The organism is Sulfurimonas sp. (genome assembly GCF_041583195.1).
Taxonomy (GTDB): Bacteria; Campylobacterota; Campylobacteria; order Campylobacterales; family Sulfurimonadaceae; genus Sulfurimonas.
The window spans coordinates 60047-84512 of the sequence record NZ_JBFHGL010000012.1 but is presented as its reverse complement, the minus strand read 5'-3'; the positions used below and the strand labels follow the sequence as shown (position 1 = coordinate 84512).

27 protein-coding genes are annotated in these 24466 nt (G+C 33.7%); 18 read left to right on the top strand and 9 right to left on the bottom strand.

Annotated elements, in window-relative coordinates; translation table 11 throughout:
• Positions 1–6: 6 nt before the first annotated feature.
• Entirely contained in the window at positions 7–423 is a 417-nt protein-coding gene (locus ABZA65_RS10860) for a secondary thiamine-phosphate synthase enzyme YjbQ (RefSeq protein WP_373073535.1), read from the top strand.
• A 1-nt stretch (position 424) separates the two neighbouring features.
• A complete protein-coding gene (locus ABZA65_RS10855; protein ID WP_373073533.1) occupies positions 425–1078 on the top strand; it encodes an HAD family hydrolase in 654 nt (217 codons plus the stop codon).
• Here the strand turns inward: ABZA65_RS10855 and metH are convergent.
• On the bottom strand, positions 1059–4544 hold the full coding sequence (metH, locus tag ABZA65_RS10850; RefSeq protein ID WP_373073531.1) for a methionine synthase: 3486 nt from the start codon (positions 4542–4544) through the stop codon (positions 1059–1061). The genes ABZA65_RS10855 and metH overlap by 20 nt on opposite strands.
• A gap of 203 nt (positions 4545–4747) precedes the next feature.
• Between metH and ccoG the strand changes: the two genes are divergently transcribed.
• Both ccoG and ABZA65_RS10840 read left to right on the top strand, forming a co-directional pair.
• Entirely contained in the window at positions 4748–6184 is a 1437-nt protein-coding gene (ccoG, locus tag ABZA65_RS10845; protein WP_373073529.1) for a cytochrome c oxidase accessory protein CcoG, read from the top strand.
• 117 nt (positions 6185–6301) lie between these two features.
• The gene (locus tag ABZA65_RS10840; protein ID WP_373073527.1) at positions 6302–7366 is read left to right on the top strand and encodes a YeiH family protein; all 1065 of its coding nucleotides are present in this window, start codon (positions 6302–6304) and stop codon (positions 7364–7366) included.
• A gap of 116 nt (positions 7367–7482) precedes the next feature.
• Here ABZA65_RS10840 and ABZA65_RS10835 read toward each other — a convergent pair whose 3' ends face one another.
• Positions 7483–8016 (bottom strand): cyclic nucleotide-binding domain-containing protein, encoded by a 534-nt coding sequence (locus ABZA65_RS10835; RefSeq protein ID WP_373073525.1) that lies wholly within the window; start codon positions 8014–8016, stop codon positions 7483–7485.
• Positions 8013–8723 carry a hypothetical protein gene (locus ABZA65_RS10830; protein WP_373073523.1) on the bottom strand — a complete coding sequence of 237 codons (711 nt, stop codon included), beginning with the start codon at positions 8721–8723 and terminating at the stop codon, positions 8013–8015. The genes ABZA65_RS10835 and ABZA65_RS10830 overlap by 4 nt, the downstream gene beginning before the upstream one ends.
• 85 nt (positions 8724–8808) lie before the next feature.
• Here ABZA65_RS10830 and ABZA65_RS10825 point away from each other — a divergent pair, with 85 nt between their 5' ends.
• The 14 genes from ABZA65_RS10825 to ABZA65_RS10760 all read left to right on the top strand — a co-directional run bounded on the left by ABZA65_RS10825 (position 8809) and on the right by ABZA65_RS10760 (position 18390).
• On the top strand, positions 8809–9276 hold the full coding sequence (locus ABZA65_RS10825) for a hypothetical protein (protein ID WP_373073521.1): 468 nt from the start codon (positions 8809–8811) through the stop codon (positions 9274–9276).
• Complete coding sequence (locus ABZA65_RS10820; RefSeq protein WP_373073519.1) at positions 9273–10319, top strand: tetratricopeptide repeat protein; 1047 nt, start codon at positions 9273–9275, stop codon at positions 10317–10319. Before ABZA65_RS10825 ends, ABZA65_RS10820 begins: the two co-directional genes overlap by 4 nt.
• Positions 10294–10731 (top strand): ribonuclease HI, encoded by a 438-nt coding sequence (gene rnhA / locus ABZA65_RS10815; protein WP_373073517.1) that lies wholly within the window; start codon positions 10294–10296, stop codon positions 10729–10731. The genes ABZA65_RS10820 and rnhA overlap by 26 nt, the downstream gene beginning before the upstream one ends.
• Positions 10731–11411: a ribonuclease III gene (gene rnc, locus ABZA65_RS10810; protein WP_373073515.1), complete on the top strand. Its 681-nt coding sequence runs from the start codon at positions 10731–10733 to the stop codon at positions 11409–11411. Before rnhA ends, rnc begins: the two co-directional genes overlap by 1 nt.
• The gene (gene aroC, locus ABZA65_RS10805) at positions 11411–12487 is read left to right on the top strand and encodes a chorismate synthase (protein ID WP_373073513.1); all 1077 of its coding nucleotides are present in this window, start codon (positions 11411–11413) and stop codon (positions 12485–12487) included. The genes rnc and aroC overlap by 1 nt, the downstream gene beginning before the upstream one ends.
• Positions 12488–12497: 10 nt before the next feature.
• On the top strand, positions 12498–12629 hold the full coding sequence (locus ABZA65_RS10800; protein ID WP_373073511.1) for a hypothetical protein: 132 nt from the start codon (positions 12498–12500) through the stop codon (positions 12627–12629).
• Complete coding sequence (locus ABZA65_RS10795) at positions 12629–12898, top strand: hypothetical protein (RefSeq protein WP_373073509.1); 270 nt, start codon at positions 12629–12631, stop codon at positions 12896–12898. Before ABZA65_RS10800 ends, ABZA65_RS10795 begins: the two co-directional genes overlap by 1 nt.
• Before the next feature lie 263 nt (positions 12899–13161).
• The gene (gene soxC / locus ABZA65_RS10790) at positions 13162–14493 is read left to right on the top strand and encodes a sulfite dehydrogenase (RefSeq protein WP_373073507.1); all 1332 of its coding nucleotides are present in this window, start codon (positions 13162–13164) and stop codon (positions 14491–14493) included.
• Positions 14471–15604: a c-type cytochrome gene (locus ABZA65_RS10785; protein WP_373073505.1), complete on the top strand. Its 1134-nt coding sequence runs from the start codon at positions 14471–14473 to the stop codon at positions 15602–15604. The genes soxC and ABZA65_RS10785 overlap by 23 nt, the downstream gene beginning before the upstream one ends.
• A 17-nt stretch (positions 15605–15621) precedes the next feature.
• Positions 15622–16074, top strand: coding sequence for a thiosulfate oxidation carrier protein SoxY (locus tag ABZA65_RS10780; protein WP_373073503.1), 453 nt, complete (start codon positions 15622–15624; stop codon positions 16072–16074).
• Positions 16075–16125: 51 nt separating this feature from the next.
• A complete protein-coding gene (gene soxZ / locus ABZA65_RS10775; protein WP_373073501.1) occupies positions 16126–16434 on the top strand; it encodes a thiosulfate oxidation carrier complex protein SoxZ in 309 nt (102 codons plus the stop codon).
• Positions 16435–16469: 35 nt separating this feature from the next.
• Positions 16470–16907 carry a thioredoxin fold domain-containing protein gene (locus ABZA65_RS10770; RefSeq protein WP_373073499.1) on the top strand — a complete coding sequence of 146 codons (438 nt, stop codon included), beginning with the start codon at positions 16470–16472 and terminating at the stop codon, positions 16905–16907.
• A gap of 8 nt (positions 16908–16915) precedes the next feature.
• Positions 16916–17344: an MOSC domain-containing protein gene (locus tag ABZA65_RS10765; protein ID WP_373073497.1), complete on the top strand. Its 429-nt coding sequence runs from the start codon at positions 16916–16918 to the stop codon at positions 17342–17344.
• Between the two features lie 80 nt (positions 17345–17424).
• Complete coding sequence (locus tag ABZA65_RS10760) at positions 17425–18390, top strand: DUF302 domain-containing protein (protein ID WP_373073495.1); 966 nt, start codon at positions 17425–17427, stop codon at positions 18388–18390.
• Positions 18391–18416: 26 nt separating this feature from the next.
• Here the strand turns inward: ABZA65_RS10760 and ABZA65_RS10755 are convergent, their stop codons facing one another.
• From ABZA65_RS10755 to ABZA65_RS10730, 6 genes are all read right to left on the bottom strand, one after another.
• The gene (locus tag ABZA65_RS10755; RefSeq protein ID WP_373073493.1) at positions 18417–19472 is read right to left on the bottom strand and encodes a DUF6781 family protein; all 1056 of its coding nucleotides are present in this window, start codon (positions 19470–19472) and stop codon (positions 18417–18419) included.
• A 21-nt stretch (positions 19473–19493) separates the two neighbouring features.
• Complete coding sequence (locus ABZA65_RS10750; RefSeq protein WP_373073491.1) at positions 19494–19763, bottom strand: YbeD family protein; 270 nt, start codon at positions 19761–19763, stop codon at positions 19494–19496.
• Positions 19744–20214, bottom strand: a complete 471-nt coding sequence (gene moaC, locus ABZA65_RS10745) for a cyclic pyranopterin monophosphate synthase MoaC (protein ID WP_373073489.1) — start codon at positions 20212–20214, stop codon at positions 19744–19746. The genes ABZA65_RS10750 and moaC overlap by 20 nt, the downstream gene beginning before the upstream one ends.
• Before the next feature lie 50 nt (positions 20215–20264).
• On the bottom strand, positions 20265–20840 hold the full coding sequence (mobA, locus tag ABZA65_RS10740) for a molybdenum cofactor guanylyltransferase MobA (RefSeq protein WP_373073487.1): 576 nt from the start codon (positions 20838–20840) through the stop codon (positions 20265–20267).
• Positions 20840–22099, bottom strand: coding sequence for a 3-isopropylmalate dehydratase large subunit (gene leuC / locus ABZA65_RS10735; RefSeq protein WP_373073485.1), 1260 nt, complete (start codon positions 22097–22099; stop codon positions 20840–20842). Before leuC ends, mobA begins: the two co-directional genes overlap by 1 nt.
• A gap of 70 nt (positions 22100–22169) precedes the next feature.
• On the bottom strand, positions 22170–24431 hold the full coding sequence (locus ABZA65_RS10730; RefSeq protein WP_373073483.1) for an EAL domain-containing protein: 2262 nt from the start codon (positions 24429–24431) through the stop codon (positions 22170–22172).
• Positions 24432–24466 lie beyond the last annotated feature (35 nt).

Genomic DNA, 24466 nt, shown 5'->3' with positions numbered 1-24466 from the left:
TTTTATATGGCTATATTTCAAAAAACGATTAAAATTTTACCACGAGCAAGAGGTTTTCATCTTATAACTAGAGAGATAGAAGATGCATTACTTTCTTTTCCGGACATTACAAAAGGTATTTTAAATATTTTTTTAAAACACACTTCCGCTTCACTAACAATAAATGAAAATGCAGATCCCACAGTTAGAGACGATATGGAAGAGTATTTTACTGATATGATTGATGAAAAACCGTATTATATGCATACTTATGAAGGTGAAGATGATATGCCTGCTCATATAAAAAGCTCAATTCTCGGAAACTCTTTAACCATACCTATAACAAACGGTGAGATGAATCTGGGGACATGGCAGGGAATCTACTTAGGCGAGCATAGGGATAATGGAGGGAGTCGAACTATAGTTTTGACTATGCAGTACTAGAATGAAAAAATATATCTTATTTGATAATGACGGTGTTTTAATAGAAACTGAGATGTGGTACTTTGAGGCAAGTAAACGTGCGCTAAAAGAGTTCTTTAACCTAGAACTTACCTTTGATCGTTACATGGATATTATGGCAAAGGGGCAAAGGGCTTGGGTTATTGCTGAAGAGATAGGTATTAGTGAAGATGAGATCATAATTGCTAGAGAGAAAAGGGACGAGTACTATCAAGAGTATATCAAAACAAAAGAGATAGCAATTGAAGGTGTGATAGAAACACTGAAGAGTTTAAGTAAAAACTACAAGATGGGTATAGTGACCACTTCAAGACGTGTAGATTTTGAGCTTGCCCATGCTGATCGTGGTATAGTTGATTTTATGGAGTTTGTTTTATGTGTTGAAGATTATCCAAACTCTAAACCACATCCTGATCCATATTTAAAAGGGATGGAGATTTTTAGGGCAATTAAGGATGAATGCATCATAATAGAAGACTCAAAACGTGGACTAAGTTCAGCTGTTAATGCAGGGATAGAGTGTGTAATAGTTCATAATGAGTTTACTAAAACACACGACTTTTCAGATGCTACCCATAGAGTAAAAAAGATTTCAGAACTTCCTGAACTTTTAGACTCTATACATTGTAATAAGTAGCATTAGGATGATAAACAACTAATGCACTTGTAGACTGCTCAGGATGGATTTGGAAAGTCTCGCTAAGTTCAATTCCAAACTCTTCTGGTTTTAACAGATCAAACAGCGGACGGTTAAGTTCCAGATCCGGACATGCTGCATAACCAAAGCTGTAACGGCTTCCCTGATATTTGTTCATCTGAACGTCTGCCAGAGTCGGACCCTCACCTTCTGAGATTCCTAGGTCAAGTCTGATCTGTTTGTGTGCTATTTCTGCAAGTGCTTCTGCAAGTTCTACTCCAAGACCGTGGAACTGATAGTACTCAGTATATTTACCATCGTCGTAAATCACTTTTTCAATCTCGCTAAGTTTTGCCCCTGCACTTACACAAGTCATAGCAACAACATCGTGTCTGTCAGAGTGGAAAAAGTCACTCAGTGCGCGGTGTGGTTGTTTTCTCTGTCTTGGAAAAGTAAACTCTTTTATAGCCCTGCCCATTACATGCTCAAGATGCTCTTTGTTTACTTCCGCTTCTGAATTATAACCCTCGCTCTCATCAAAGATTAAAAGCGTGTTGTCATCGCTTCTACAAGGCCAGTAACCATAAAGAATAGTCGGTTCAAACAGTTTCTCTTCCAAAAACTGTTTTTTTAGCTTTTCATATGCAGGCCATACAACTTCATCCAATTGTTTTTCATATGCCTCTTTACTCATCCCCTTAGAGCTATAGCCCCAGCGTGATTTAAAAAGAATTTTATGGTTGATCCACTCAAATGCCATTTCAAGCTGAGCTTCACTTAGTTTGATCTCGCGTCTGCCCCAAAAAGGAGGTGTAGGGACTTTTATATCGCGACTTGGCATTTTAAGTTCACTAAAAGGCGGAATAAGAACCTCTTTTTTCTCTTTAATATCCTCTTTTTCCACTTCAGGATGCAAGTTTGTATCAAAGTTCCCTGCTTCTATACGGCTCATTGCAGTTACACCATCAAACGCATCTTTACAATAAAAGATCGGACCATCATAAAAGGGGCGGCAAAACTCATCTATAAAATTTCTTGTTAGCGCAGCTCCACCTAAAAGGATTGGTATATCAATTCCCTGTTCTTTTAGAGCTTCAAGATTTTCTTTCATAACCTGAGTTGATTTTACTAAAAGCCCGCTCATACCAAATGCTGAAATATGCCCATCTTTTGTAGCTTGAATAAAATCTTCAAGTTCAACTTTAATCCCTAAGTTATTTACTTTGAAACCATTGTTTGTAAGGATGATATCTACAAGGTTTTTACCAACATCATGGACATCACCTTTAACAGTTCCAAGAGCTAGTGTAGTATCAACTTCTTTTTCAACCTTTGGCAGATACGGGTTTAGATAGTCAACTGTTGCTTTCATAGTCTCGGCAGATTGAAGTACAAAAGGCAGTTGCATCTCACCGTTTCCAAAAAGCTCACCTACAACCTTCATAGCATCTATCAGGATCTCATTTACGATTATCTCAGGTGCTATAGAGTGGCGAACCTCTTCAACAAGAGGTATCATTCTCTCTTTATCACCATCCATTAAAAGTTTGGCAATTTTTTCTTCATCGCTCATAGCCAGATACTCTTCATCTAGAGCATCTGTATCTATTGCCTCTTTTTTAGAGAAGTGTTCTATAAACTCAAATAGGGCATTGTCTGTTTTGTTGAAGATCAGGTTGTTACAAACATCCTGATCCTCTTGGCTTATTTTGTTTATAGGTATTATATGTTTTACGTTTATAATAACACTTGTAAGTCCAGCTTCAACACAATGGTGTAAGAACATTGAATTAAGATATGGTCTCGCATCTTTATCAAGCCCGAAAGAGATATTTGATAGACCAAGTACCGCTCCAACTTCAGGATGTTTTTCTCTTAGATGACGTATGGCTTCTATTGTATTTATACCAGCATCCAAATACTCTTCATCACCGCTTCCGAGTGTGAATGTAAGTACGTCAAATATTAGGTCTTCTTTTTTAAGTCCATGCCTATTAGTTGCAAGATCAATTATTCGATCAGCTACTTGAAGTTTATGTTCAACTGATTTTGCCATACCTACTTCATCAATAGTTAAACAAACAAGGCTTGTTCCGAATTTTTTAGCTAAGTGACATACTTCATCAAACTTCTCTTCACCATCTTCAAGGTTTACTGAATTGATTATTGGCTTACCGCCTATATTTTTAAGTGCAGTCTCAAGCCCTTTAACCTGAGTAGAGTCAGGCATAAGAGGAAGTTGAATCTTTTGGTTATACATACCCATTACAGCTGTCATATCTTTAGTCTCATCACGCCCTGCAAAACCGACATTTACATCTATTACATGAGCACCTGCACGAACTTGTTGTTGTGCTACACTTAACGTACCTTCGTAGTCCTCTGCTAAAAGAAGCTCGCGGAATGCTTTTGAACCCGTAGCATTACTTCTCTCACCCATTAAAAGTGGAGCAGGTTCCTGCATAAGAGGAGTTGAATGAAATAATGAAGCAACAGAGGTTGGATGACTTCCAGTTGGCTTTTTTGGTGTTTTATTTGATACTCTATCAACAAGAGCACGTATATGTTGAGGTGTAGTACCGCAACATCCACCTAAAAAACTTACACCGTCAAATTCTAAAAATTTCTCTTGGTTTGCTGCAAACTCATCTGGACCCATTGGATAGTAAGTATAACCGCCGCGGTTTTGAGGAAGACCTGCATTTGCATGAACACTTATAGGTTTATGCCACACTTCACTTAGAGTTTTTACATGCTTTAGTACCTGTTCTGGTCCTGTACCACAGTTAAAACCAAGACTTAAAATATTAAAAGGCTCTAATATGGTAGCTATTGTTTGTGCATCAGTACCGATAAGCATAGTACCGCTAAGCTCGATCGTAGTACTTACCATAATTGGAATGTTAGTGTTTTTGTTAGTGTTAGCAGCTTCACATGCGTGAAGTGCTGCTTTTATCTGAAGCGGATCCTGGCAAGTTTCAAGTAAAAATATATCAACTCCACCGTCTATTAAGGCTTCACAAAAAACAGTATAACCCTCATACATCTCATCATAAGTTATGTGCCCAAAAGAGGGTAGTTTTGTACCAGGTCCGACAGAACCTAAACAAAAACGTGGATGCTCAGGCGTACTAAACTTTTCACATTCTTTTTTAACAAGTTCAGCTCCGGCACGAGTCAGTTCATAAGCACGATTAGCTATACCGTACTCATCTAAAACCCATGCAAATGATCCGAATGTGTTTGTCGTTATTAAGTCAGCTCCAGCTGTTAAATAAGCATGAAAGATTTCACTTAAAACCTCAGGGCATGTAACGTTTAAAAGTTCGTTACAACCTTCATTGCCTTCCCAAGCTTCTTGTGGAATCTTATCTTCGCGCTGTTGAAGCTGTGTACCCATAGCACCGTCAATTATAAGCGGCCGCTTTTTTATAGTTTCTAAAATATATTGTTTTGTATCTGTCATTTAGTATTGTCTTTATTGAAAAAGTTTCTTATTTTAGCCAAAATGAGCATAAAAAATACTTTTGCATATTTTTGATATAGTCTTCAAAAAATATAACTGCTAAAAATAAATATAGATTATAACTTATATAATCCATATTTATAATAATAATTTTATATTAATTTAGTTATAATTCTCCCTAATATTCAATATAGGAAGTAACTATGGAAAACCAAAATATTAAAGAAACTTCTTCATGGAGGATTAAAAGATATTACTTTTACGCTTTTGTAACTGTTATAGCTTTGGTCTTACCATGGATACAAGTAAATGGAAACCACTTTTTTCTACTAAGTTTTGACAAACTTCAACTACATCTAGCTTTTGTTAAATTTGATATGCAAGAGATGTACTTAATGCCTTTTGTATTAATGCTTCTATTTTTAGGAATCTTTGGTATTACCGTTATGGGTGGACGTGTATTCTGTGGATGGGCTTGTCCCCAAACAATATTTCGTGTAATTTATCGTGATCTTATAGAAACAAAAATTTTAGGTCTTCGCAAGCGTATTAAAAATAAACAGCAAGAGCCGGATATGACAAAACCGGAAAATAAAGTTAAAAAATTGATAGCTGTTATTATTTGGACTGTTCTAGGATTCATAGCTACTGCAAACTTTCTTTGGTACTTTGTTCCTCCAGAAGACTTTTTTGCATATCTAGCAAATCCATCAGAACATATGACATTAGTTGGAATTTTGGTTGTTGTAACTCTATTTTTACTTTATTCTGTTGTAAAAATAAAAGAAGACTGGTGTGTATATGTATGTCCTTATAGCCGTATTCAATCAGTTTTATATGATGAACATACTGTTATGGCTATCTATGATCCACATCGTGGGGGTATCATCTACGATGAAAACAAAGATAAGCTTCCAAGTAAAACTCAAAGTGAGATTCAAGATCGTGAACCTACTGCAGAATGTACTGCATGTGAGAGTTGTGTGACTGTATGTCCTACGCATATAGATATTCGTAAGGGACTTCAACTAGAGTGTATCAACTGTTTAGAGTGTGTTGATGCATGTACTACTGTTATGGGTAAACTTGGTAAAGAGTCTTTAGTTAGATGGTCAAGTGATTATGAAGTGATTGATCAAAAAGGTAAAACTAAACTTTTCCGCACTAAGATAATCGCATATATAGTTTTACTTTTAGTTGTAATGGTTGCACTTGGTATTATGAGTACTAAAAAAGAGCATATGCTTTTAAATGTAAATAAAGAGAATCGTCTTTATTCTATTCATAAAGTAGCTGATGAAAAATTCAAAGTTGATAATGCATATGAGTTCCTACTTCAAAATACACAACGTGAAAATATGAAGTTCTTCTTTGAGATTATTCCACCAAAAGGGATGGAAGGTAAAATAGTTATAGATAAACCGACAAAACCTTTTACTGTAGTACCTGGTGTTAAAAAGAAAAAAATAGTAGTATTTACAACTACGGAAAAACTTGTAGATAGTGACAGACACGATACGGTGATTCCTATTACTATTAGAGCATATGCAGTTGGTCACGATAAAGCAGACAGTGAGCCTAAAATAGAAGTTTTTAGAAACTCTACATTTACATATCCTAGAAGCGATATGTTAAAATAAGTAAAGTTTATACTTCCCTTAATAATCTAGAGTTTTTTTCTCTAGATTAACTTCAAAACGTTATAATTCCATTTTTAATTAGTTAAAAAAATAATTTAATTGTAAAAGTGAGGAATTATGGCATTTTCACAAGAAAACAGAAAAGGTACGATCTCTGGAATCATATTTGTTGCTATTTTTGCAGCAGCAGCAACTATGATTGCAGATTTGTCGGCAGTTAAATCATTAGGTATCTCTCCTCTAGTTATAGGTATAGTTATGGGTATTTTTTATGCAAACACTCTTCATAATCATATTCCAGGTGAGTGGGGTACAGGAATTACATTCTCTGGTAAAAAAATATTACGTTTTGCGATTGTTTTTTACGGGTTCCGTATTACATTTCAAGAGATTGCAGATGTTGGTATGAGTGGATTTATGGTTTCACTTATTATGCTTGCTACTACATTCATTTTCGGATCATATCTAGGTTATAAAATATTTAAAATGGAAAAAGATACAGCTATGCTAACAGCTAGTGGGGCATCAGTTTGTGGTGCAGCTGCTGTTTTAGCAACTGAGCCTGTACTAAAAGCAGAAGGGCACAAAACTGCGATTGCAGTTTCAATGGTTGTGCTTTTTGGTACTATCTCTATGTTTTTATATCCTGTTCTTTATGCATCTATAATTGAGCCTGCTACTGGTTTTTTACATATGACACCTCAAGAGTTTGGTATATATGTTGGTGGTACAATTCATGAAGTAGCTCAAGTTGTCGCTGTGCCTGCTTCGGTTCAGGGAGCACCTGCTGAGATGGCAAATTCTGCGGTGATTGTTAAGATGACAAGAGTTATTATGATAGCTCCTATGCTTATTCTTTTAGGAATTTATCTTTCATATTCTGCTAAAAAAAGTGGTGGTGAAGCTGGTAAAGTAGGTCTTGTTATACCATGGTTTGCTGTTTATTTTGTAGCTATGGCAGGATTTAATTCACTTCAAATTGTTCCTCAAAATATAGTTGATGTTATAAATGAGATTGATACATTTTTACTTACTATGGCCATGACTGCTCTTGGAATGGGAACAATCTTTTCTAAATTTAAAGGTTTAGGTTTAGCACCTCTATATACTGCAGGAGCTATGTTCTTGTGGTTAGTAATAGGTGGTTTTGTTGTAACTAAGCTAGTTGTTGCGACATTTTAGCAATTTAATGAGCCCACGCTTTACGAACATGGAGCCAGTAAAATTGCAGTAAATTAATATGTCGTACTGATTTTGGTAATTTAAGGAGCTCGCTTTTTGTTAAAAAAGTGAAGCCCTTATAAAGTACTGATATCATGCATTTTAGAAGCTACTTTATTATTAAGCTTATCTAACTTTGCATTTATTTCAGCGGCTAAGTTTTTATATAAAATAGCCAAAGCAGCAGATGAAAAATCAAAATTTTCTTGATCAATTTTAAAAGATAAAAGGCTAGCTGTCTTACTAGAACATATAACAGTTGCGTTTCTTTTTTTACCAAATATCGCTCCACTCTCACCAAAAGAACTTCCAGGTTCTATTTCTCCTATTTGATACTTGTCTTTAAAAACTTGGCATTCACCGTCTATAAGATAATAAATATCACTACTTTGTGAACCTTGCTCCAGTATATGGTCTTTATAGTTATAGCGTAAGAACTTAAGATCATAAACGACTACTTTTAACTCATTAGGGTCTATATTCTTAAATATTTTTATCTTATTTTGAACACTTAAGAGTTTTTGCATAATTTCGGTATCGACTCTTGACTCTTCGTTTTGTGTTATTTCTAAAAACTCTTCTACATCATCAACGGTATATTTTTGATTCATCTTTTGTAAACCTTTAAGCATTGTTCTAAATATTTATATTCATCAGTATATGGTCGCATCATAGACATTATAAGATTTAAGTAAGACTCAGCATTTAGTGCTTCATCTAACTTTCTTACCTGTAAGTGTTTAATTATATTTTCCGATTTTGTAGCTCTTCTCCATATAAGCCTATCTAAATAAAATATTTTTGTATTTATAATCATTTTAAAATCATTATTTATATTTTTATAGCTTTGGGAAAATATTTTTTCAAAAACTTCAAAATAAATTTTTTTAAGATCTATTAGGTTTTGTTTCATGTGTTTTATCTGTTTAAAATCATCTGATGATTTGTCAGCCCCCTTTTGTAAGTCTAGTATTTCATTTGCATAATCACTCAGGACTGTTGAACTGGGAATGAAAAAATTTTTAAATACATTTTCAAAATGTTGTGTCTTTTCTAAAAAATTTCCATAAGTTTTTTCTATATGTTTAACATCATAACTTGTTTTTTTAATAATTGAAGATGCAAAGTCATGATCCATAACTTCAAATCTAGATAAAAGGAGTGATAAAAAAGGATAAATATGAGTATAGTTGATTTTTGGAGTTATTAGATGATTGTCTTCTATAAAATCTAATTGAGATTCTACTAGAAAAAGCTCTTCATCAAAATACTCATCTATAAAATCATATATTTCATTTTCTACAGTCTCAATATTCATAAAAATGATTATATCACTTATTTAATAAAACTCTATAAAATAAAATTATATAATCGGTGTATAGAAATCAAAGGGATCAAATAAGATGTCATATTTGCCAAACACATTGAACTCTTTTTGGTTATGGAAAGAGGTTTCATCTAAACTAGGTGTAAGTAATCCAGCATACAAATACTGGCGTGATACACAAAATATGAAACTAAACAATAAGTATGTTTTTGTAAAAAAAGCCACCCTTCCAAAAAAGCATGAATATATTGAATCTGTTTTGACTGATCTCTCAGGTCATCTTCCTATTAAGTTTGCATCTGATCAGCTACATGTAAATGAGCATATATTTTCGTATGAGAAGATGAAACTACATAGAGAATTTGAGTATAAATTTGTAGAAGATGTAAAGTTTGTGAATATAAAAAAATTTTTCAGAGAAAACGGTATATATGTTCCAAAAAATTCTATTGTTCAACTTGGAAAAGTTAAAGATTTGGATCTGGCATCATCTAGCTCTTTTTACAGGTTAAAAGATGATTATGGGGTAGTAATTTACGAATGAATAGTTTTTTCATAGAGTTCCGTGATCCGTTATTTGGAGTAATTGTTTTTTTTGTAATCGTTTTTTTGATCACTATATCATCTTATTGGTGGGCAAAATACAAGAGTAAAGAACATACAAAATCATTGGATAATTTTTTAAATGATTTTAAAAAGATACCATCATCCAAAGATATGGAGCAGTTAATCTCAAAGGGTGAGATGAGTGAAAAGTCTTGGTTATTGTTGGCTGCACTTTATTCTAAAAATGGTGATTATGAAAAAAGTATAGAGATATATTCCGAACTTATAAAAATCACTGATAAATCAACTGTAACAGAGATCATGTATCTACTGGGAAAGACCTATTTCAAAGCAGGATTTTTAGAACGTTCCAAAAAAATATTTTTAACTATACTCAAAGATAATCCACGATCTCCAAAAGTATTACATAACCTTCTTTTAGTTTATGAATATATGAAAGATTATAATAGTGCCTTAGAAGTTTTGGAACCTTTGGATGAGTTAAAAACAGATATAGAATTAGATACGCAGTATCTAAAAGCGACAAAAATTATCTATTCTACTAAGCTAGGGGTTGATGAAAAGAGTGAACAGCTATTAGAGATATATAAACAGAGTGGGAATTTAACATATATGATATTTGAATTTCTATTTAGGCACAATCCAAAATTTGCATGGAAAAATTTAGATGCTTCAAAAAGCGAACTATTAACGGATGTGTTTTGGAATTTACAAAGAAAAGATTTAGATTTTGATATAATTTCACAAAATGGTTACTTGCGTGAGCTTTATAGTGCCAGAGGGGACATTAAAGACGTTAGCAAAAGCAGTGTTTTCGAGTTTGATATTTTAATAAACCTAGATAAAAAAGCAAGTGCAACACTGAGTTTTGAATATATCTGTGATAATTGTAAACATGTATACCCTTTTGCTTTTAACAGGTGTGCTAATTGTCACTCAATAGACACATCAAACATAGAGATATCACTTGTAAAAGACTTTAATAGGGAATATTGTGAAGAAAATAACTCTTTTCAGTGATGGAAGTGCTCTTGGAAATCCTGGTCCCGGCGGATATGGCGTAGTTTTACGTTACGGGAATAAAGAAAAAGAACTCTTTGGCGGAGAAGCACATACTACAAATAACAGGATGGAGCTACTTGGAGCTATAGAAGGTCTGCGTGCTCTGAAAGAGCCATGTGAAGTTGAGATTGTATCCGATTCTTCATATGTTGTTAAAGCGATAAACGAATGGCTTGAAGGCTGGATAAAAAAAGATTTTAAAAAAGTTAAAAATATAGATCTTTGGAAAGAGTACATTGAGGTATCAAAACCACATAAAATAAAAGCTACTTGGGTTAGAGGACATAACGGTCATGATGAGAATGAACGTTGTGATCAGCTTGCCCGTGATGAAGCACAGAGACAAAAAGAATTATTGGAGAATAATTAATGTCAAATGATATTAAAAAGTTGGAGAAAGCCCTGGGGTATAAGTTTAAAACCCCAAGGCTTATTACCGAAGCGCTTACACATAAAAGTTATAAACAGCCATATGATAATGAGCGCTTAGAATTCTTAGGTGATGCTGTGCTTGATTTGATTGTTGGGGAGTATCTATATAAAAAATTTCCAAAATCAGATGAGGGTAAACTTTCTAAAATAAGAGCATCATTAGTTAATGAAGACGGTTTTACTAAATTGGCAAAGTATTTAAATCTTGGAGATTATATATACATCTCAAATGCAGAAGAAAAAAACGGCGGAAGAGAAAAAGCATCACTCTTGTCAAATGCATTTGAAGCGGTTATTGGCGCAATCTATCTTGAGTCAGGTTTGGAACAAGCAGAAAAGATTGCTTTAAAACTTTTAGACAAAAATTATAAAAATATAACTTTGGATGACCTATTTAAAGATTTTAAAACATCTTTGCAAGAGATAACTCAAGCTAGGTTTGGAATCATTCCTGAGTATGATGTTATAGCAGCACGTGGACCTGATCATAAAAAAGAGTTTGAAGTAGCTGTTGTTATAAATGATAAAGAGTATGCAAGAGCTATCGGAAAAAGTAAGAAAATAGCTCAACAAGAAGCTGCAAAGGTAGCAGTGAGTATGTTAAAGAAGGAAAAGTAGTGAATAGTTTTGGTGAAAAATTAAGATTTTCAACATTTGGTGAATCACATGGAAAAGCTCTTGGATGTATACTTGATGGAGTACCGGCTGGTTTGAAAATTGATGAAGAGTATATTCAAAGTGAACTAGATCGTAGAAAACCTGGTAAAAGCGAGTTTGAAACGGCAAGAAAAGAGGCTGACAAGATTGAAATACTTAGTGGTGTTTTTGAAGGCTTAAGTACAGGTACACCTATAGCTATGGTTATTTACAATACTAACCAAAAATCTAAAGACTACTCAAATATAAAAGATGTTTTCCGTCCGGGACATGCCGATTTTACATATTTTCATAAATACGGTTTACGTGATTATCGTGGTGGTGGAAGAAGCTCGGCCCGTGAAACAGCAGCTCGTGTAGCTGCCGGTGCAATAGCAAAGCTTATGATTAAAGAGCTTGGCATAGAAGTAAAAAGCGGTATTTGTGAGATAGATGGCATCAAATCTAAAAACTATGACTATAACGCGGCTAAAAAAAGTATTATCTATGCATTGGATGCCGAGATGGAAGAGGCTCAAAAAGAAGCTATATTAAATGCTAAAAATGAACATGATTCTGTAGGTGGTGTTTCACGTGTAGAGATCAGTGGTGTTCCAGTAGGACTTGGTCAGCCGCTTTACTATAAACTTGATGGTGTTTTAGCAGATGCTATGATGGGGATAAATGCTGTAAAAGCAGTTGAAATCGGTGATGGGATTTTATCTGCATCAGCTAAAGGCTCATACAATAACGATGAGATCCGCTCAAATGGATTTGAATCTAATCATGCTGGTGGAATTTTAGGCGGGATCAGTAACGGTGACGATATTATTCTAAATGTACATTTTAAGCCTACACCATCAATTTTTAAAGAACAACACACTATAGATGTGAACAATAACGAATTAGACTTTTCATTAAAGGGCAGACATGATCCATGTGTAGCTATTCGCGGGACGATTGTGTGCGAAGCTATGGCTGCTATTGTAATTGCAGATATGTGTCTTTTAAATATGGGTTCTAATATGGACGGTGTATTAAAATACTATAAAAATTAGAGGGTGTATTTTGGATAAAAAAGATATCGAAAAAAAACTTGAAGATGATCTCAGAAACTACATAAATGATCCCTCTTCTGTAAAACCGTATGCTCAAAGTATGAAAGAATTAGACAAGTGGTTAAGTGAGTTAAAAAAGTAATGAAAATTTTATGTACTGAAACTTATGAACAAGAGTTAAAAAATATACTCAAACCTATGGCAGAATTAAATTTTGAAGATACAAAAAGATTTAAAACATATCTAGACACTATAATTATTAATATACCAACAAAAGTCAGCAAATATAAAAAGTCTATATATTTTTATGATGAAAATGTCAAGGATATCGAGTACGAAAATTTCACAATAATATTTTATAACGATGAATTTAATAAAAATTATGTAATTTTATCGATAAAAGAAAAATAATAAATAATTATACATCTCTTTTAAGCCCCTGAAATAAGCACTTTTAAGAGTTTTATTTTAAAAAATTATCTCTTTAATTAATGTAAATTATATTACAATAAGTGTATCATATAGTAACATTATGTATCACATAAGTATCACGAATAAAGTATGAAAACATATTTCCCTCAGCAAAAAATGATATAATACACACGTTAAATTTCAGTATCTGAAAAAAATGATTGAAATTAAGATAATAAAATTATAAATACGAAGGAGAAAGTATGGATAACAAAAAATCTGAAAAAGATTTAGAAGTATCTAGCAGAAGAGATTTTTTCAAAAAAACTGCTGTAATGTCTGCGGCTGCTCTTGCTGGTACTAGTCTTTCTGCATCATCTACTGCATCAGAAAATGACGATCCTGCTATCATGCATCACCCTAAATGGGGTCAAACTTGGGGTGATCCAATAACTAAAAATCTATACGGAATACCATCTGCTTACGAGCATAATGTAACTAGAAGATATACAAAACTTTTAGCATCTGGTAACTATAGAGCATCAATTGCTGTAACACCGATTCACGAATCAGAAGGTATCATTACTCCAAATGGTCTTTTCTTTTCACGTTCTCACGGTGGTGTGGCTCATGTAGATCCAAACGAATTCCGTTTAATGATTCACGGTTTAGTTGAAAAACCAATTGTTCTTACATTAGATCAATTAAAGCGTTATCCAAGCGTAACACGTACTCACTTTATTGAATGTCCTGCTAATGGTGGACAAGAGTGGCGTGCTCCTCAGTTTAACTCACTTCAATTTTCTAAAGGTTTCATGAGTTGTGCTCAATGGACTGGTGTATACATCAAAACTATCCTTAAAGACTTAGGTATTAAACCTGAAGCTCAATGGATGCTTGCAGAAGGTAGTGATAACTCAGAAATGGGTCGTACAGTACCTATGGATAAAGTTTGGGATGATGCAATGATCGTTTGGGGACAAAATGGTGAAGCTCTTCGTCCTGAACAAGGTTATCCAGTTCGTCTTCTTCTTCCAGGTTGGGAAGGTAACTTATGTGTTAAATGGCTTAAACGTTTAGAATTTTCTAATGAGCCATGGTTCGCAAAAGAGGAGACTTCTAGATATACTGCTCTTAAACCAAGTGGTAAAGCTATCCAACATTTCTATGCAAATGAAGTAAACTCTACTGTTGTTAAACCATCTCCTGAAAAACCATGGACTGATTTAAAAGCAGGTGACGTAGTTGAGATCGAAGGTTTAGCATGGTCTGGTATGGGTACGATTACTAAAGTTGACTTATCATTTGATGGTGGTGACAACTATGTTGAAGCAAGCCTAAAAGGTCTTGTATTACCTAAGTGTTGGACTAGATGGTCTTACCTTTATACTATTCCAAAAGATTTCAAACATACTAACGGTAAACAACTTTTACTTACATCTCGTGCGATGGATGATGCTGGTTATATTCAACCAACAGTTCAGCAAGAGGTTGATGTAATGGGTGTTGAATCAATCTATCATAGAAATGGTATTGAAACTTGGGAAGTAAATGAGAAAGGAGAGGTGAATCATGTTCAAATTAGAAAAAACTAAATTAGTAATCTCTGCTTCAGCAGTAAGTTTAGCTGCTTTATTTGCAGCTGGTTGTATGGGCGGAGCTGCACCAAGCGATGTTGAGTATCCAAAAGGTGCTGATATCGGTGGTGGTGTGATTTACCCGCTTAAAGATGGTATGACTGGTCCTTACTATGTTAATGAGAAAGCATTAGCTAACTCTGTATATCAAGGTCGTGTACCAACTGCTAACGAACTAAAAGCTTGGGATAAAGATATTCAAGCTGGTGGTAAAGGTTTACCAGAAGGTGAAGGTTCAGTTGAAGATGGTGAAGCTATCTACGAAGCAAAATGTGTAATGTGTCACGGTGACTTTGGTTCAGGTGGTGGTGGATATCCAGCACTATCTAAAGGTAATGCTTACGAAGGTTTCAAAACACTTAAAAACAACAGATGGAAAGACCCTGAAGCTGAAGGTCCATCTCGTTTCTTTGGTTCATACTGGCCAGAAGCTAGTACTATGTGGTGGTACATTCAAGATGGTATGCCTCACCCTAAATCTAAAACATTAACTGCTGATGAAACTTATGCTTTAACTGCATATATGTTAGCAATTAATGAATTAAAAGTTGACGGTGAAGTAGTTGATGATGAATTTGTATTAAATAAAGAAAACTTTGCTAAGATTGAACTTCCTAATAGAGATGGTTTTGAACCAAATATTAGAGGTGATAAAGCTTTAGAAGATGTACGTGCATACTATGCTAAACCTGAAAACTTTGGTGCTATCAAAGTTGCTGAGGATGATCGTTGTATGACTAACTGTCAACAAACTGACAGAATAGCTCGTGTACAAAACGGTGGTATTGATGATTTCCATCCGCCAATGGCTACAGAGAGATCTTTACCAACAGTTGAGAAAAAAGCTATTGATGTTAAAAAAGTATATGCAGCTAACTGTGCAATGTGTCACGATAGCTACTTAGCTCCAGGTTCTGCTGAGTGGGCTGGTTATACTGGTAAAGGTATGGATAAGGTTCTTGCAAATGCTATTAAAGGAACACCAGGTGGTATGCCTGCTCGTGGTGGTACTTCTTTAGACGATGCAGATATGAAAAAAATGGTTAACTATATAGTTAGCGGAAAATAATTTAAAAGGATAATATTATGGATAGAAGAAATTTTTTAAGTTTTACACTTGGTTCATTAGCATTAGCAGCAATTCCTGCTAGTGTTAAAGCTGAAGACTTCAGAAAGTTAAAGCCGTCAGTATGGACTGCTCACACTGTTGAAGATGCTATTAAAAATATGTATGGTTCAACTACATTAATCGAAAAAGGTGTTAAGTTAAAAACTCCTGATGTAGCTGCAAACGGTGGGGCTATTCCAGTTGACTTTTCAACTAAGATTCCTGCTAAAACAGTAGCGGTTTTCCAAGATGCAAACCCAGAAGCTGCAGTAATGGTATTTGATGTAACTCCATATGATATGACTGATTATTCAATCAAAATCAAAATGGGTAAACCAGGTACTATCACTATTGTTGTAGAAGGTCAAGACGGTAAGCTTTATGCTGCTAAAAAATCTTTAGATGTTGCAAAAGGTGGATGTGAAGGTTAATCCTTTACGTCTTCTAATTGACATATAATATAGATATTTAAAAGGAAAATTATGAAAGTAAAAGCAAAACTAAAAAAAGGTGTTATCAAAGTTAAAGCTATGGCTAAACACGATATGACAACTTATAACCAAGCTGAGAAAAAAACTGGTAACAAAGATGATGCTAACTTCATCACTCACATTACTGGTACAATTAATGGTAAGACTGTTATCGACATGTCTACAAGCCAATTCTTATCTAAAAACCCAATTTTTAAATTCAAACTAAAAGGTGATGAGTTTAAAGCTGGTGATAAACTAGTTATGACTTGGACAGACCGTAAAGGTAATACTGATAGCGGTAAAGGTAAACTTAAATAATTTAATTTACTAAAACGTGCAATAAGGGTTCTATAGTGTTTCAAATATTTAGATATACCCTTATTGTATCTCTGCTTCAATTGTCTCTGCATGCTGGAGATATAAATCTCGATAAACTAATTAACACTGCTAATAAAGAAAAAAAACATCTACTTGTATGGCTACATAAAACTGATTGTGGCTATTGTGAGAGAATGAAAGAATTTACAATTAATGATGATGATATAAAATCTATAATCAAACAAAAGTTTATATTTGCAGATATAAATGTATATAAAAAGAAGAATGTAAAATATAAAGATTTTATTGGTAGTGCTAAAGAGTTTGCTATATATATGGGAAATGACTTTTACCCCACTTCACTGTTTTTTGATGAAGAGGGAGAAGTTGTTGAAGAGACTGTAGGTTATGTAGATGAAACAGCTTTTAAAAAAATTTTAGAATATATAAGTTCTAAATCATATAAAGAATAAGGAAACTAATGCTTAAAGGTAGTGTATTAGGACTGTTTAAGTCTATCAAGGGTGAAGATGGCAGAATAAGCTTTGAAGAGCTTTGTTTAGATGAAAATGGTATTATCGGGGATAAATACTATGGAAAAAAAATTGATAGATCAATTCTTATAACTTCTAAGTCAAGTTATGACTTGGCTAAAGATAAAGCTACAGAGATCCCTTTTGGCTACTTAGGTGAAAATATAGTTATAGATATAAACCCATACAGCATGAAACCAGGTGAAAAAATTGAGATGGGCGAAGTTGTACTTGAGATTACTAATAACTGTACTATATGTAATTCTCTAGGAAAAGTTGATAGTTCACTACCTGAACTTTTAGCAAATGATAGAGGAATATTTGCTAAAACGATCAAAGGTGGGTACATTAGAAAAGGTGATATTGTAAAATTTTAAAATATCAAAGATTTTAATACAAAAGTGATTAAAATGTGATATTATTTGCTACTTAATTTAATTCTCGAAAAGGACAAAGAATGAAAAAAGTGTATAGCGTAGTAATTGCAACTGTTATATCAGTGTTTTTTACAGCATGTATGGGAGAAGCTAAACCTGCTGAGTTTAAAGCTGATACTCCTCAAAGTGTTCAAATTATTTCTGTTAAAAATGTAGACGGTAAAATTACTCCAAAAACAATAGGTGCTGCTTTTGAAGCAACTGGTCTTAAAATGGGTGGAAACAATAATATGAACAGCCCGTTCAAATTAAGATTCAACAAGACTCATTATGAAACTTATCACTTAGCAATGTTCCGTGATAATGAACTAAGTAAGAAAATTGTTCTTAAATCTCCTCAATTTGGTAGACTAGTGCCATTAACTATGTCAATCTGGTCAGAAGGTGATACTATGAACATTGCTTGTTTAACACTAAATGGTTTAGCAAGAACTTCAGGTCTTCCTACAACTGATCCAGACTTAGTAGCATATGCTGCAAAAATTACAAAAGCACTAAAAGCTGCTTTACCAGGTGGTGAGTTTAAACAATTAAACCACAAAGTTTTAGAGCCAAAAGCTACATATGAATTAACTTTCACAGCTGAGTTAGATGAAGATACTGATCTTGAAGAGTGGAGAGAAGATTTTGAGGCAGAGTTTGAAGGTGAGATGGAGCCTGTTGGATTTATGCTTCCAAACTATACAAATATGAATGAAGAGCTTTTTGAAGAAGCTGGTATTGAAGATTTTGATTTTTACATCACTTATTCAATTTGTAAATTTGACGTAATTTTCCCTGTATCTAAAGAGACTCCTGAAGCTGGTGCTTATGCTCCATGTTCAATGTATGTTTATAAGAAAAAAGGTGATAACACAGTTCACATTGGTTACTTAGGTGTTGATAACTGGATCAAAACTTTAGATATTACTGACAAAGAATCTATTGCTAAACTAAAAGAAGCAGAAGGTTTAATTAATAATATCCTTAAAGGTATTACAGAGTAATACTAAAGAGAGTAAGCTTTTAAAGCTTACTTCTTATCCATCGCATTTCTTGCACTCTTAAGTGCACTTCCAAGAGCTTCTTTAGCAATTCCCCAAGCTTGAATACCCATAGCCTTAGCCTCTTTTGCTTTTTCACTTTTTAAAGCAGTATCAGCTTTTTTAACAGCCGTTTTTGTGAAATTAGATACTTTAGTTCTTATAACATTCGCAGTCTCTTTAGAAATAGTTACAAGTTCTTCCAAGTCTAAATGCATTTTTTGATTTAGCTCAACTAGAAGTTTTTTTATCTCTTCACTTGATTCATTTGCTTGAGTTTGAACAACCTGAACAAATAGAGTATCTGTCTGGTTTAGATCTTCCATAATATTGTCATAGTCCTCTATTAGAATATGTTTTGCTTCTAGAGGCATATATGCGATTCTTGCTTTGAATCTTTCAATAGAGTGTAAAAGACCGCTTCTCATCCCTTTGAGAGTAGGTTTTAAAATTGTTTGTGCGTTATTTGGACTAGCTTCAGATATTTCTATAGCCGAGCTTAAAATAGTAGATAAAATTTTTCTAGTGCGTATAGTGCTAAGTGAACCTTCTTTAATAGCCTCGTATGTTATCTCTTTTATAACCTCTTCAATGTCTTCACTAGCTTCTGAGTCTTTTGAGCGCTCTAGTGTAGTAATAATAGCAGATTCTACAGTCTCATTTAAAATATCAAAAATGTCAATTGACTGTAGTTTAATCTGGTGAAGTTTTGCAAGTGTATTTGAATCTTCATTATTCATAGTAGATTCAATAGCATTAAACACTTCATATTTTATCTGTTGAAGGTCTTCTCTTTTTTTATGAAGTTTAGATTCAATAGCTTCTTTTTTTGCAATTAAATCTTCTAGTTCATTATGAATTTTTTCACATTCGATATCCAGTATGGTATTGGATACAGATTTCATCTCATGGAGATTTAGCTCATTAAGATCGTAATTTAGAGTGTTTTGACTCTCATCTATAGCGTATGTAACTCTTTTGGTAACTGAGTGGTAATTATTATCGTATAGCTTTGTTATTTTCTCAATTATTTTTTCTAAATCCATAACGAATCCTTTATTTTTTGTTTATAACACCATCTTTATATTTTGATGTGCTTTAAGTGCTTCGTATATAAAGTTTCTATCATCTTCATTATGCACTAAAAGCTCTAAATTCATACTTACATACTTTCCTGTTTTACTTTCATTTGAATGCTTAAGTTTATGTTCACGTTCTAATATAACATCGTGAATAGCTTTTTGGATCTGCTCTTTTGAAAGAGAGATCAGTTTATATTTCCAGTTAACCGGATATTCAAGCTCAAGTTTTTGTTTGCTATCGTTTAAAATCACCACTTTTTCCTCCTGATTTTTCTTCAAGTTGAACATTACGTATGATCATCCCTTTATCTATAGCTTTAACCATATCGTATATTGTTAAAAGCCCAATACTAGTACCTGTAAGTGCTTCCATCTCAACACCTGTCTGACCTGTAAGTTTTGCAGTAACTATCAGTTTAAAGCCTGGCAGTTCCGGAATCTCTTCTACATCACAATTGATACCGCTTAGGTTAAGAGGATGACACATAGGGATAAGATCACTTGTTTTTTTAGTGCCCATTATTGCTGCGATCACCGCAGTTTGAAGAACTGGACCTTTTTTTGTTTTCTCAGTAACTATAGCATCGTAGGCATCTTGACTCATCTCTATGATACCGCTTGCTACTGCAACGCGTGTTGTTTGATTTTTATCTGACACATCGACCATTTTTGGTCTTTGATTTTCATCTAGGTGTGTTAAATTCATTATATATCTTTATATAGTTTTTTATAATTATAGCTATATTTTTATAACAGCTATTGAATTAGGTTTAGTGCTTGTTTATACTCTTGTTGATTGTTAAGGTTCAAAAAGAGTTTTTCCTCTTTAAAATCTACATAGGTTACATTGGAGTTTTTAAGTAAAAATCCAAGTTTATGGTTATCTGTTTCAAGCATCTTTTTTAACTCATCAAGTAGGCTTTTGTGATAGATTCCGCACATAGGTTGAAGTTTTGAATCTAAGGTAGCTATCGTAGCATCAGAATCATCTTTATCTATATCTATTATTGCAGAGATTATGTCTGAATCTATAAAAGGGGTATCTACACTAATAGCAAAGAATTTTTCGCATTGCAGTGTCTCAAACACAGCTATAAAACCTGCTGTCGGAGCGAAAGTATTATCTGATTTTACATCTTCTATAAACTCTGCAGAAAAATCAAACTTGTCTTTTGTTTTACAAGAGATATAAACATTTTTAAAAAGTTTTTGGAGTTTGTTTAGTTGATACTGTGTAAGAGTGTCAAAACCGCCAAAGGGTAGAAGAGCTTTATCCTCTCCCATGCGGCTTGATTTGCCACCTGCAAAGATGACACAAGGGATGTCAAACATTATCTAGGGTCTGTTATATAACCCGTAATAGCTGAAGCTGCCGCAACTGCAGAGTTTGCTAAGTATACTTTTGAACTTCTACTTCCCATACGTCCAACGAAGTTACGGTTAGTAGTTGAAATTGCTACTTCGTTGTCACCTAAAATACCCATATATCCACCAAGACATGCACCACAAGTAGGATTCGAAACAACCCCGCCAGCATCAACTATGATATCGATATATCCAAGTTTTGTAGCTTCGCGTAAGATCTTTTGAGTACCAGGAGTTACGATCAGACGAACATCTTCATGAACTCTTTTTCCATCTAAAATTTCAGATGCTACTTTTAGATCTTCTAAACGTCCATTCGTACAAGAACCTATAAATGCCTGATCAACTTTTATATGATCTTTTACAGCTTGGTTAACTGAATGACCATTTGATGGTAAGAATGGGTACGCAATAACCGGATCAAGATTAGCTACATCAATCTCTAAAGTTTGAACATACTCAGCATCTTCATCAGAGTAGTGGATCTTAGGCTCACGTGCTAGTTCTCTCTCATCCAAAAATGCTTTTGTTTTATCATCATAAGCTACAATCCCGTTTTTTGCACCAGCTTCAATAGCCATGTTACACATTGCAAATCTGTCATCCATACTTAAGTGCTCAATCGTGCTACCAACAAACTCTAAAGTTCTATAAAGTGCACCATCAACTCCGATCATACGGATAACTTCTAAGATAATATCTTTACCAGTAGTGAATTTACCAGGTTTACCGCTAAGAACTACTTTGATAGATTCAGGAACTTTGAACCAGTTACCACCTGTGATCATAGCAAATGCTAAGTCAGTTGAACCCATACCGGTTGAGAATGCGCCAAGTGCACCGTGAGTACAAGTGTGGCTGTCTGCACCGATGATTACATCACCAGGAACTACAAGACCTTTTTCAGGTAAAAGTGCGTGCTCAATACCCATGTCTTTTTCATCAAAAAAGTTTTTTAGTTTATGTTTTTTAGCAAAATCACGGCTGATTCTTGCTTGGTTTGCACTAGCTATATCTTTTGCAGGGATAAAGTGATCTAGAACGATTGAAAATCCATCAGGATTTGCTAATTTTTCTGCACCGCTATCTTCAAAAGCTTTTATCGATATAGGAGTAGTGATATCGTTTCCAATAACCATGTCGATCGGCGAGCGTACTATCTCACCAGCATAAACTTCACGTCCAACATGCTCGGAAAATATTTTTTCAGTTATAGTTTGACCCATAAGAATAACCTTTAATAGTTAAATAATTTCGGAATTATACCATTTAAGACTTGAAGTTTTTGTGAAACGATTAAGCTAAGTGTTTTGTGAACTCTTCAAAAGGCATTGGTTTACCGTAAAGATAACCTTGTCCGTAGTGACAACCGTGCATTTTTAGCCAATCTGACTGCGTTTGTGTTTCAACACCTTCTGCTACAACCTTTAGACCTAAGTTGTTTGAAAATGAGATTATGGATTTTACAATAACCTCTTGTTTTTTATCTTCTAAGTTCATTATAAATGAGCGATCAATTTTAAGAACATCTATATTCATCTGGCTCAGGTATGAAAAAGATGAATAACCTGTTCCAAAATCATCCAGACTGACAGATATTCCTAACTTTTTAATCTCTTCAAGATGTTTTGTAGCAATATCAATATTTTCTATTAAAGCGCCCTCTGTTAACTCTATTTCAATATATTTTGCCATATTGCTTTGTTCTATAGTATTTAGTATATTTTTCATATATCTAATATCTGAGAATGTATGACCTGATATATTAACAGCCAAATAAAAATCATTAAATCCTAGGGAGTGTATTTCTCTAACTCTTTCTATGGCTTTTTCCATAACCCATTGGTCTATTTTTTTAATTAGATTACTCTCTTCGGCAATATATATAAAAGTATCAGGTGGAATTATCTCCCCATCTTTTATCCATCTAAGCAGTACTTCGGCAGCATAAATTTTTGCAGTGCTGAAATTAACTTTTGGTTGGAAATAAAGTTCAAGTTCATCTTTCTCTATAGCTTCTCTTAGTCTCTTTTCAACCGTTAGTTTAGACTGCAGGTTTTCTTCTAGATCTTTGGTATAGTAAAAAGTTTTGTTTTTGCCCTTGTCTTTTGCACTATACATTGCCAAATCAGCTTTTCTAAGCAAGGAAAGAGCACTAGAGTCATCTTTCTCATAATAAACTATACCGGCACTTACAGTTGTGTACAATTCTTTATTGTCTATTACAAAAGGCTCAATGAAAATATTGTGAAGTTTATCTATAAAAATATTGGTATGTATTTGATTTGTTGATGGAGCTAACAATATAACAAACTCATCACCGCCTATTCTGGCAACGAAGTCTGATTCATTTTTTATTGATTTAATGCGTTTAGCAACATTAACTAAGAGTTTGTCTCCTAAGCTATGTCCCATAGAATCGTTTATCTCTTTAAAATTGTCTAAATCTATAAATACAAGCGCAAAAGTTTTATCCTCTTTTTTTGACTCATTTATAGCTTTTTCTATTTTATTTAGTATCTCACTTCTGCTAAAAAGACCTGTTAAACTGTCATGTGTTGCTAAATATTTTAGTTTTTCCTGATTTTGTTTATCTAGAGTTATATCTGAAAACACACTTACGTAGTTATGTGAATTTTCATCTTTTAGTTTCATAATTGTAAGGTGTTCATTAACCTCTTTACCGTTTTTCCTTTTATTTACGATCTCACCTTGCCAGATATTCTTTGATTCTATATCATCCCACATTTTTTCGTAAAATTCTTTATTGTGTTTTTTAGACTGAAGAACCCTTGGTGTTTCACCTAAAGCCTCATCTTTAGAATACCCTGTAATTTCGCTAAAGGCCTTGTTGACATTTAAAATCTTTTCTTCAGAATCGGTAATCACCATACCCTCTTTAGAGTTATTAAATATCTTTTCAAATATCTCAATATCTTTTGTACGTTTTTTTACCTCTTTTTCTAAATTGTTTACGTATTTTTTATTTGCACGAATCATAGGTATGATGATAAAGATAGCTTCCAGTATAAGCGTAAGTATAGTCCCTATATAGATATATAGTTCACGCTCTTTTGCATGGACAACAATTTGATCATACTCTTGCTCAAACATTTTTACGGCTTTATCAAGGTTTTTTAATAATGCAAAGCTATTGTTGGTTATAAGAATGATGTTTTTATCATTTCTGTCTGCTAAAAAAGTATCTAATAAATTAAAATAATTTTTTACCTGAGAATCAAGGCCGTTTTCTTTAAAATAATATTCTTTGATTTTTTCTGAAGTCAGATTTGAAGTAATAAAAGAGTGATCAGCTTTCATTATTCCAATCAACTCTTTGAGTCTCTCTATACCTGTCCCGGTCTCTTCTATCATATGTACATGCAGGGTTGTTTTTTGGGATAGCATTCTCTGTTTCCCACTCAAGTTTATAAGTTTACCAAACTTTTTTTGTGAGTCGATAAGTGAATGCATAGTATAAAATGCAAAACTTGCCCATAATACTAAGATTGCAAAAGCAAGCACATAAGATGCTGATTGAGATAATCTTCTTACCATACGATTATTATACTCCAATAAAAGTTACTTATGTG

What these genes read in the sequence shown, in the direction of transcription:
- ABZA65_RS10835 (WP_373073525.1), bottom strand. Translation starts at nt 8,016, where the DNA reads ATGAATCAAAAATATACCGTTGATGATGTAGAAGAGTTTTTAGAAATA.
- soxZ (WP_373073501.1), top strand. Translation starts at nt 16,126, where the DNA reads ATGAAAGTAAAAGCAAAACTAAAAAAAGGTGTTATCAAAGTTAAAGCT.
- ABZA65_RS10755 (WP_373073493.1), bottom strand. Translation starts at nt 19,472, where the DNA reads ATGGATTTAGAAAAAATAATTGAGAAAATAACAAAGCTATACGATAAT.
- ABZA65_RS10785 (WP_373073505.1), top strand. Translation starts at nt 14,471, where the DNA reads ATGTTCAAATTAGAAAAAACTAAATTAGTAATCTCTGCTTCAGCAGTA.
- soxC (WP_373073507.1), top strand. Translation starts at nt 13,162, where the DNA reads ATGGATAACAAAAAATCTGAAAAAGATTTAGAAGTATCTAGCAGAAGA.
- ABZA65_RS10795 (WP_373073509.1), top strand. Translation starts at nt 12,629, where the DNA reads ATGAAAATTTTATGTACTGAAACTTATGAACAAGAGTTAAAAAATATA.
- rnc (WP_373073515.1), top strand. Translation starts at nt 10,731, where the DNA reads ATGTCAAATGATATTAAAAAGTTGGAGAAAGCCCTGGGGTATAAGTTT.
- leuC (WP_373073485.1), bottom strand. Translation starts at nt 22,099, where the DNA reads ATGGGTCAAACTATAACTGAAAAAATATTTTCCGAGCATGTTGGACGT.
- mobA (WP_373073487.1), bottom strand. Translation starts at nt 20,840, where the DNA reads ATGTTTGACATCCCTTGTGTCATCTTTGCAGGTGGCAAATCAAGCCGC.
- ABZA65_RS10855 (WP_373073533.1), top strand. Translation starts at nt 425, where the DNA reads ATGAAAAAATATATCTTATTTGATAATGACGGTGTTTTAATAGAAACT.
- ABZA65_RS10730 (WP_373073483.1), bottom strand. Translation starts at nt 24,431, where the DNA reads ATGGTAAGAAGATTATCTCAATCAGCATCTTATGTGCTTGCTTTTGCA.
- ABZA65_RS10760 (WP_373073495.1), top strand. Translation starts at nt 17,425, where the DNA reads ATGAAAAAAGTGTATAGCGTAGTAATTGCAACTGTTATATCAGTGTTT.
- ABZA65_RS10780 (WP_373073503.1), top strand. Translation starts at nt 15,622, where the DNA reads ATGGATAGAAGAAATTTTTTAAGTTTTACACTTGGTTCATTAGCATTA.
- moaC (WP_373073489.1), bottom strand. Translation starts at nt 20,214, where the DNA reads ATGAATTTAACACACCTAGATGAAAATCAAAGACCAAAAATGGTCGAT.
- ABZA65_RS10830 (WP_373073523.1), bottom strand. Translation starts at nt 8,723, where the DNA reads ATGAATATTGAGACTGTAGAAAATGAAATATATGATTTTATAGATGAG.
- ABZA65_RS10840 (WP_373073527.1), top strand. Translation starts at nt 6,302, where the DNA reads ATGGCATTTTCACAAGAAAACAGAAAAGGTACGATCTCTGGAATCATA.
- metH (WP_373073531.1), bottom strand. Translation starts at nt 4,544, where the DNA reads ATGACAGATACAAAACAATATATTTTAGAAACTATAAAAAAGCGGCCG.
- ABZA65_RS10825 (WP_373073521.1), top strand. Translation starts at nt 8,809, where the DNA reads ATGTCATATTTGCCAAACACATTGAACTCTTTTTGGTTATGGAAAGAG.
- ABZA65_RS10860 (WP_373073535.1), top strand. Translation starts at nt 7, where the DNA reads ATGGCTATATTTCAAAAAACGATTAAAATTTTACCACGAGCAAGAGGT.
- ccoG (WP_373073529.1), top strand. Translation starts at nt 4,748, where the DNA reads ATGGAAAACCAAAATATTAAAGAAACTTCTTCATGGAGGATTAAAAGA.
- ABZA65_RS10765 (WP_373073497.1), top strand. Translation starts at nt 16,916, where the DNA reads ATGCTTAAAGGTAGTGTATTAGGACTGTTTAAGTCTATCAAGGGTGAA.
- ABZA65_RS10820 (WP_373073519.1), top strand. Translation starts at nt 9,273, where the DNA reads ATGAATAGTTTTTTCATAGAGTTCCGTGATCCGTTATTTGGAGTAATT.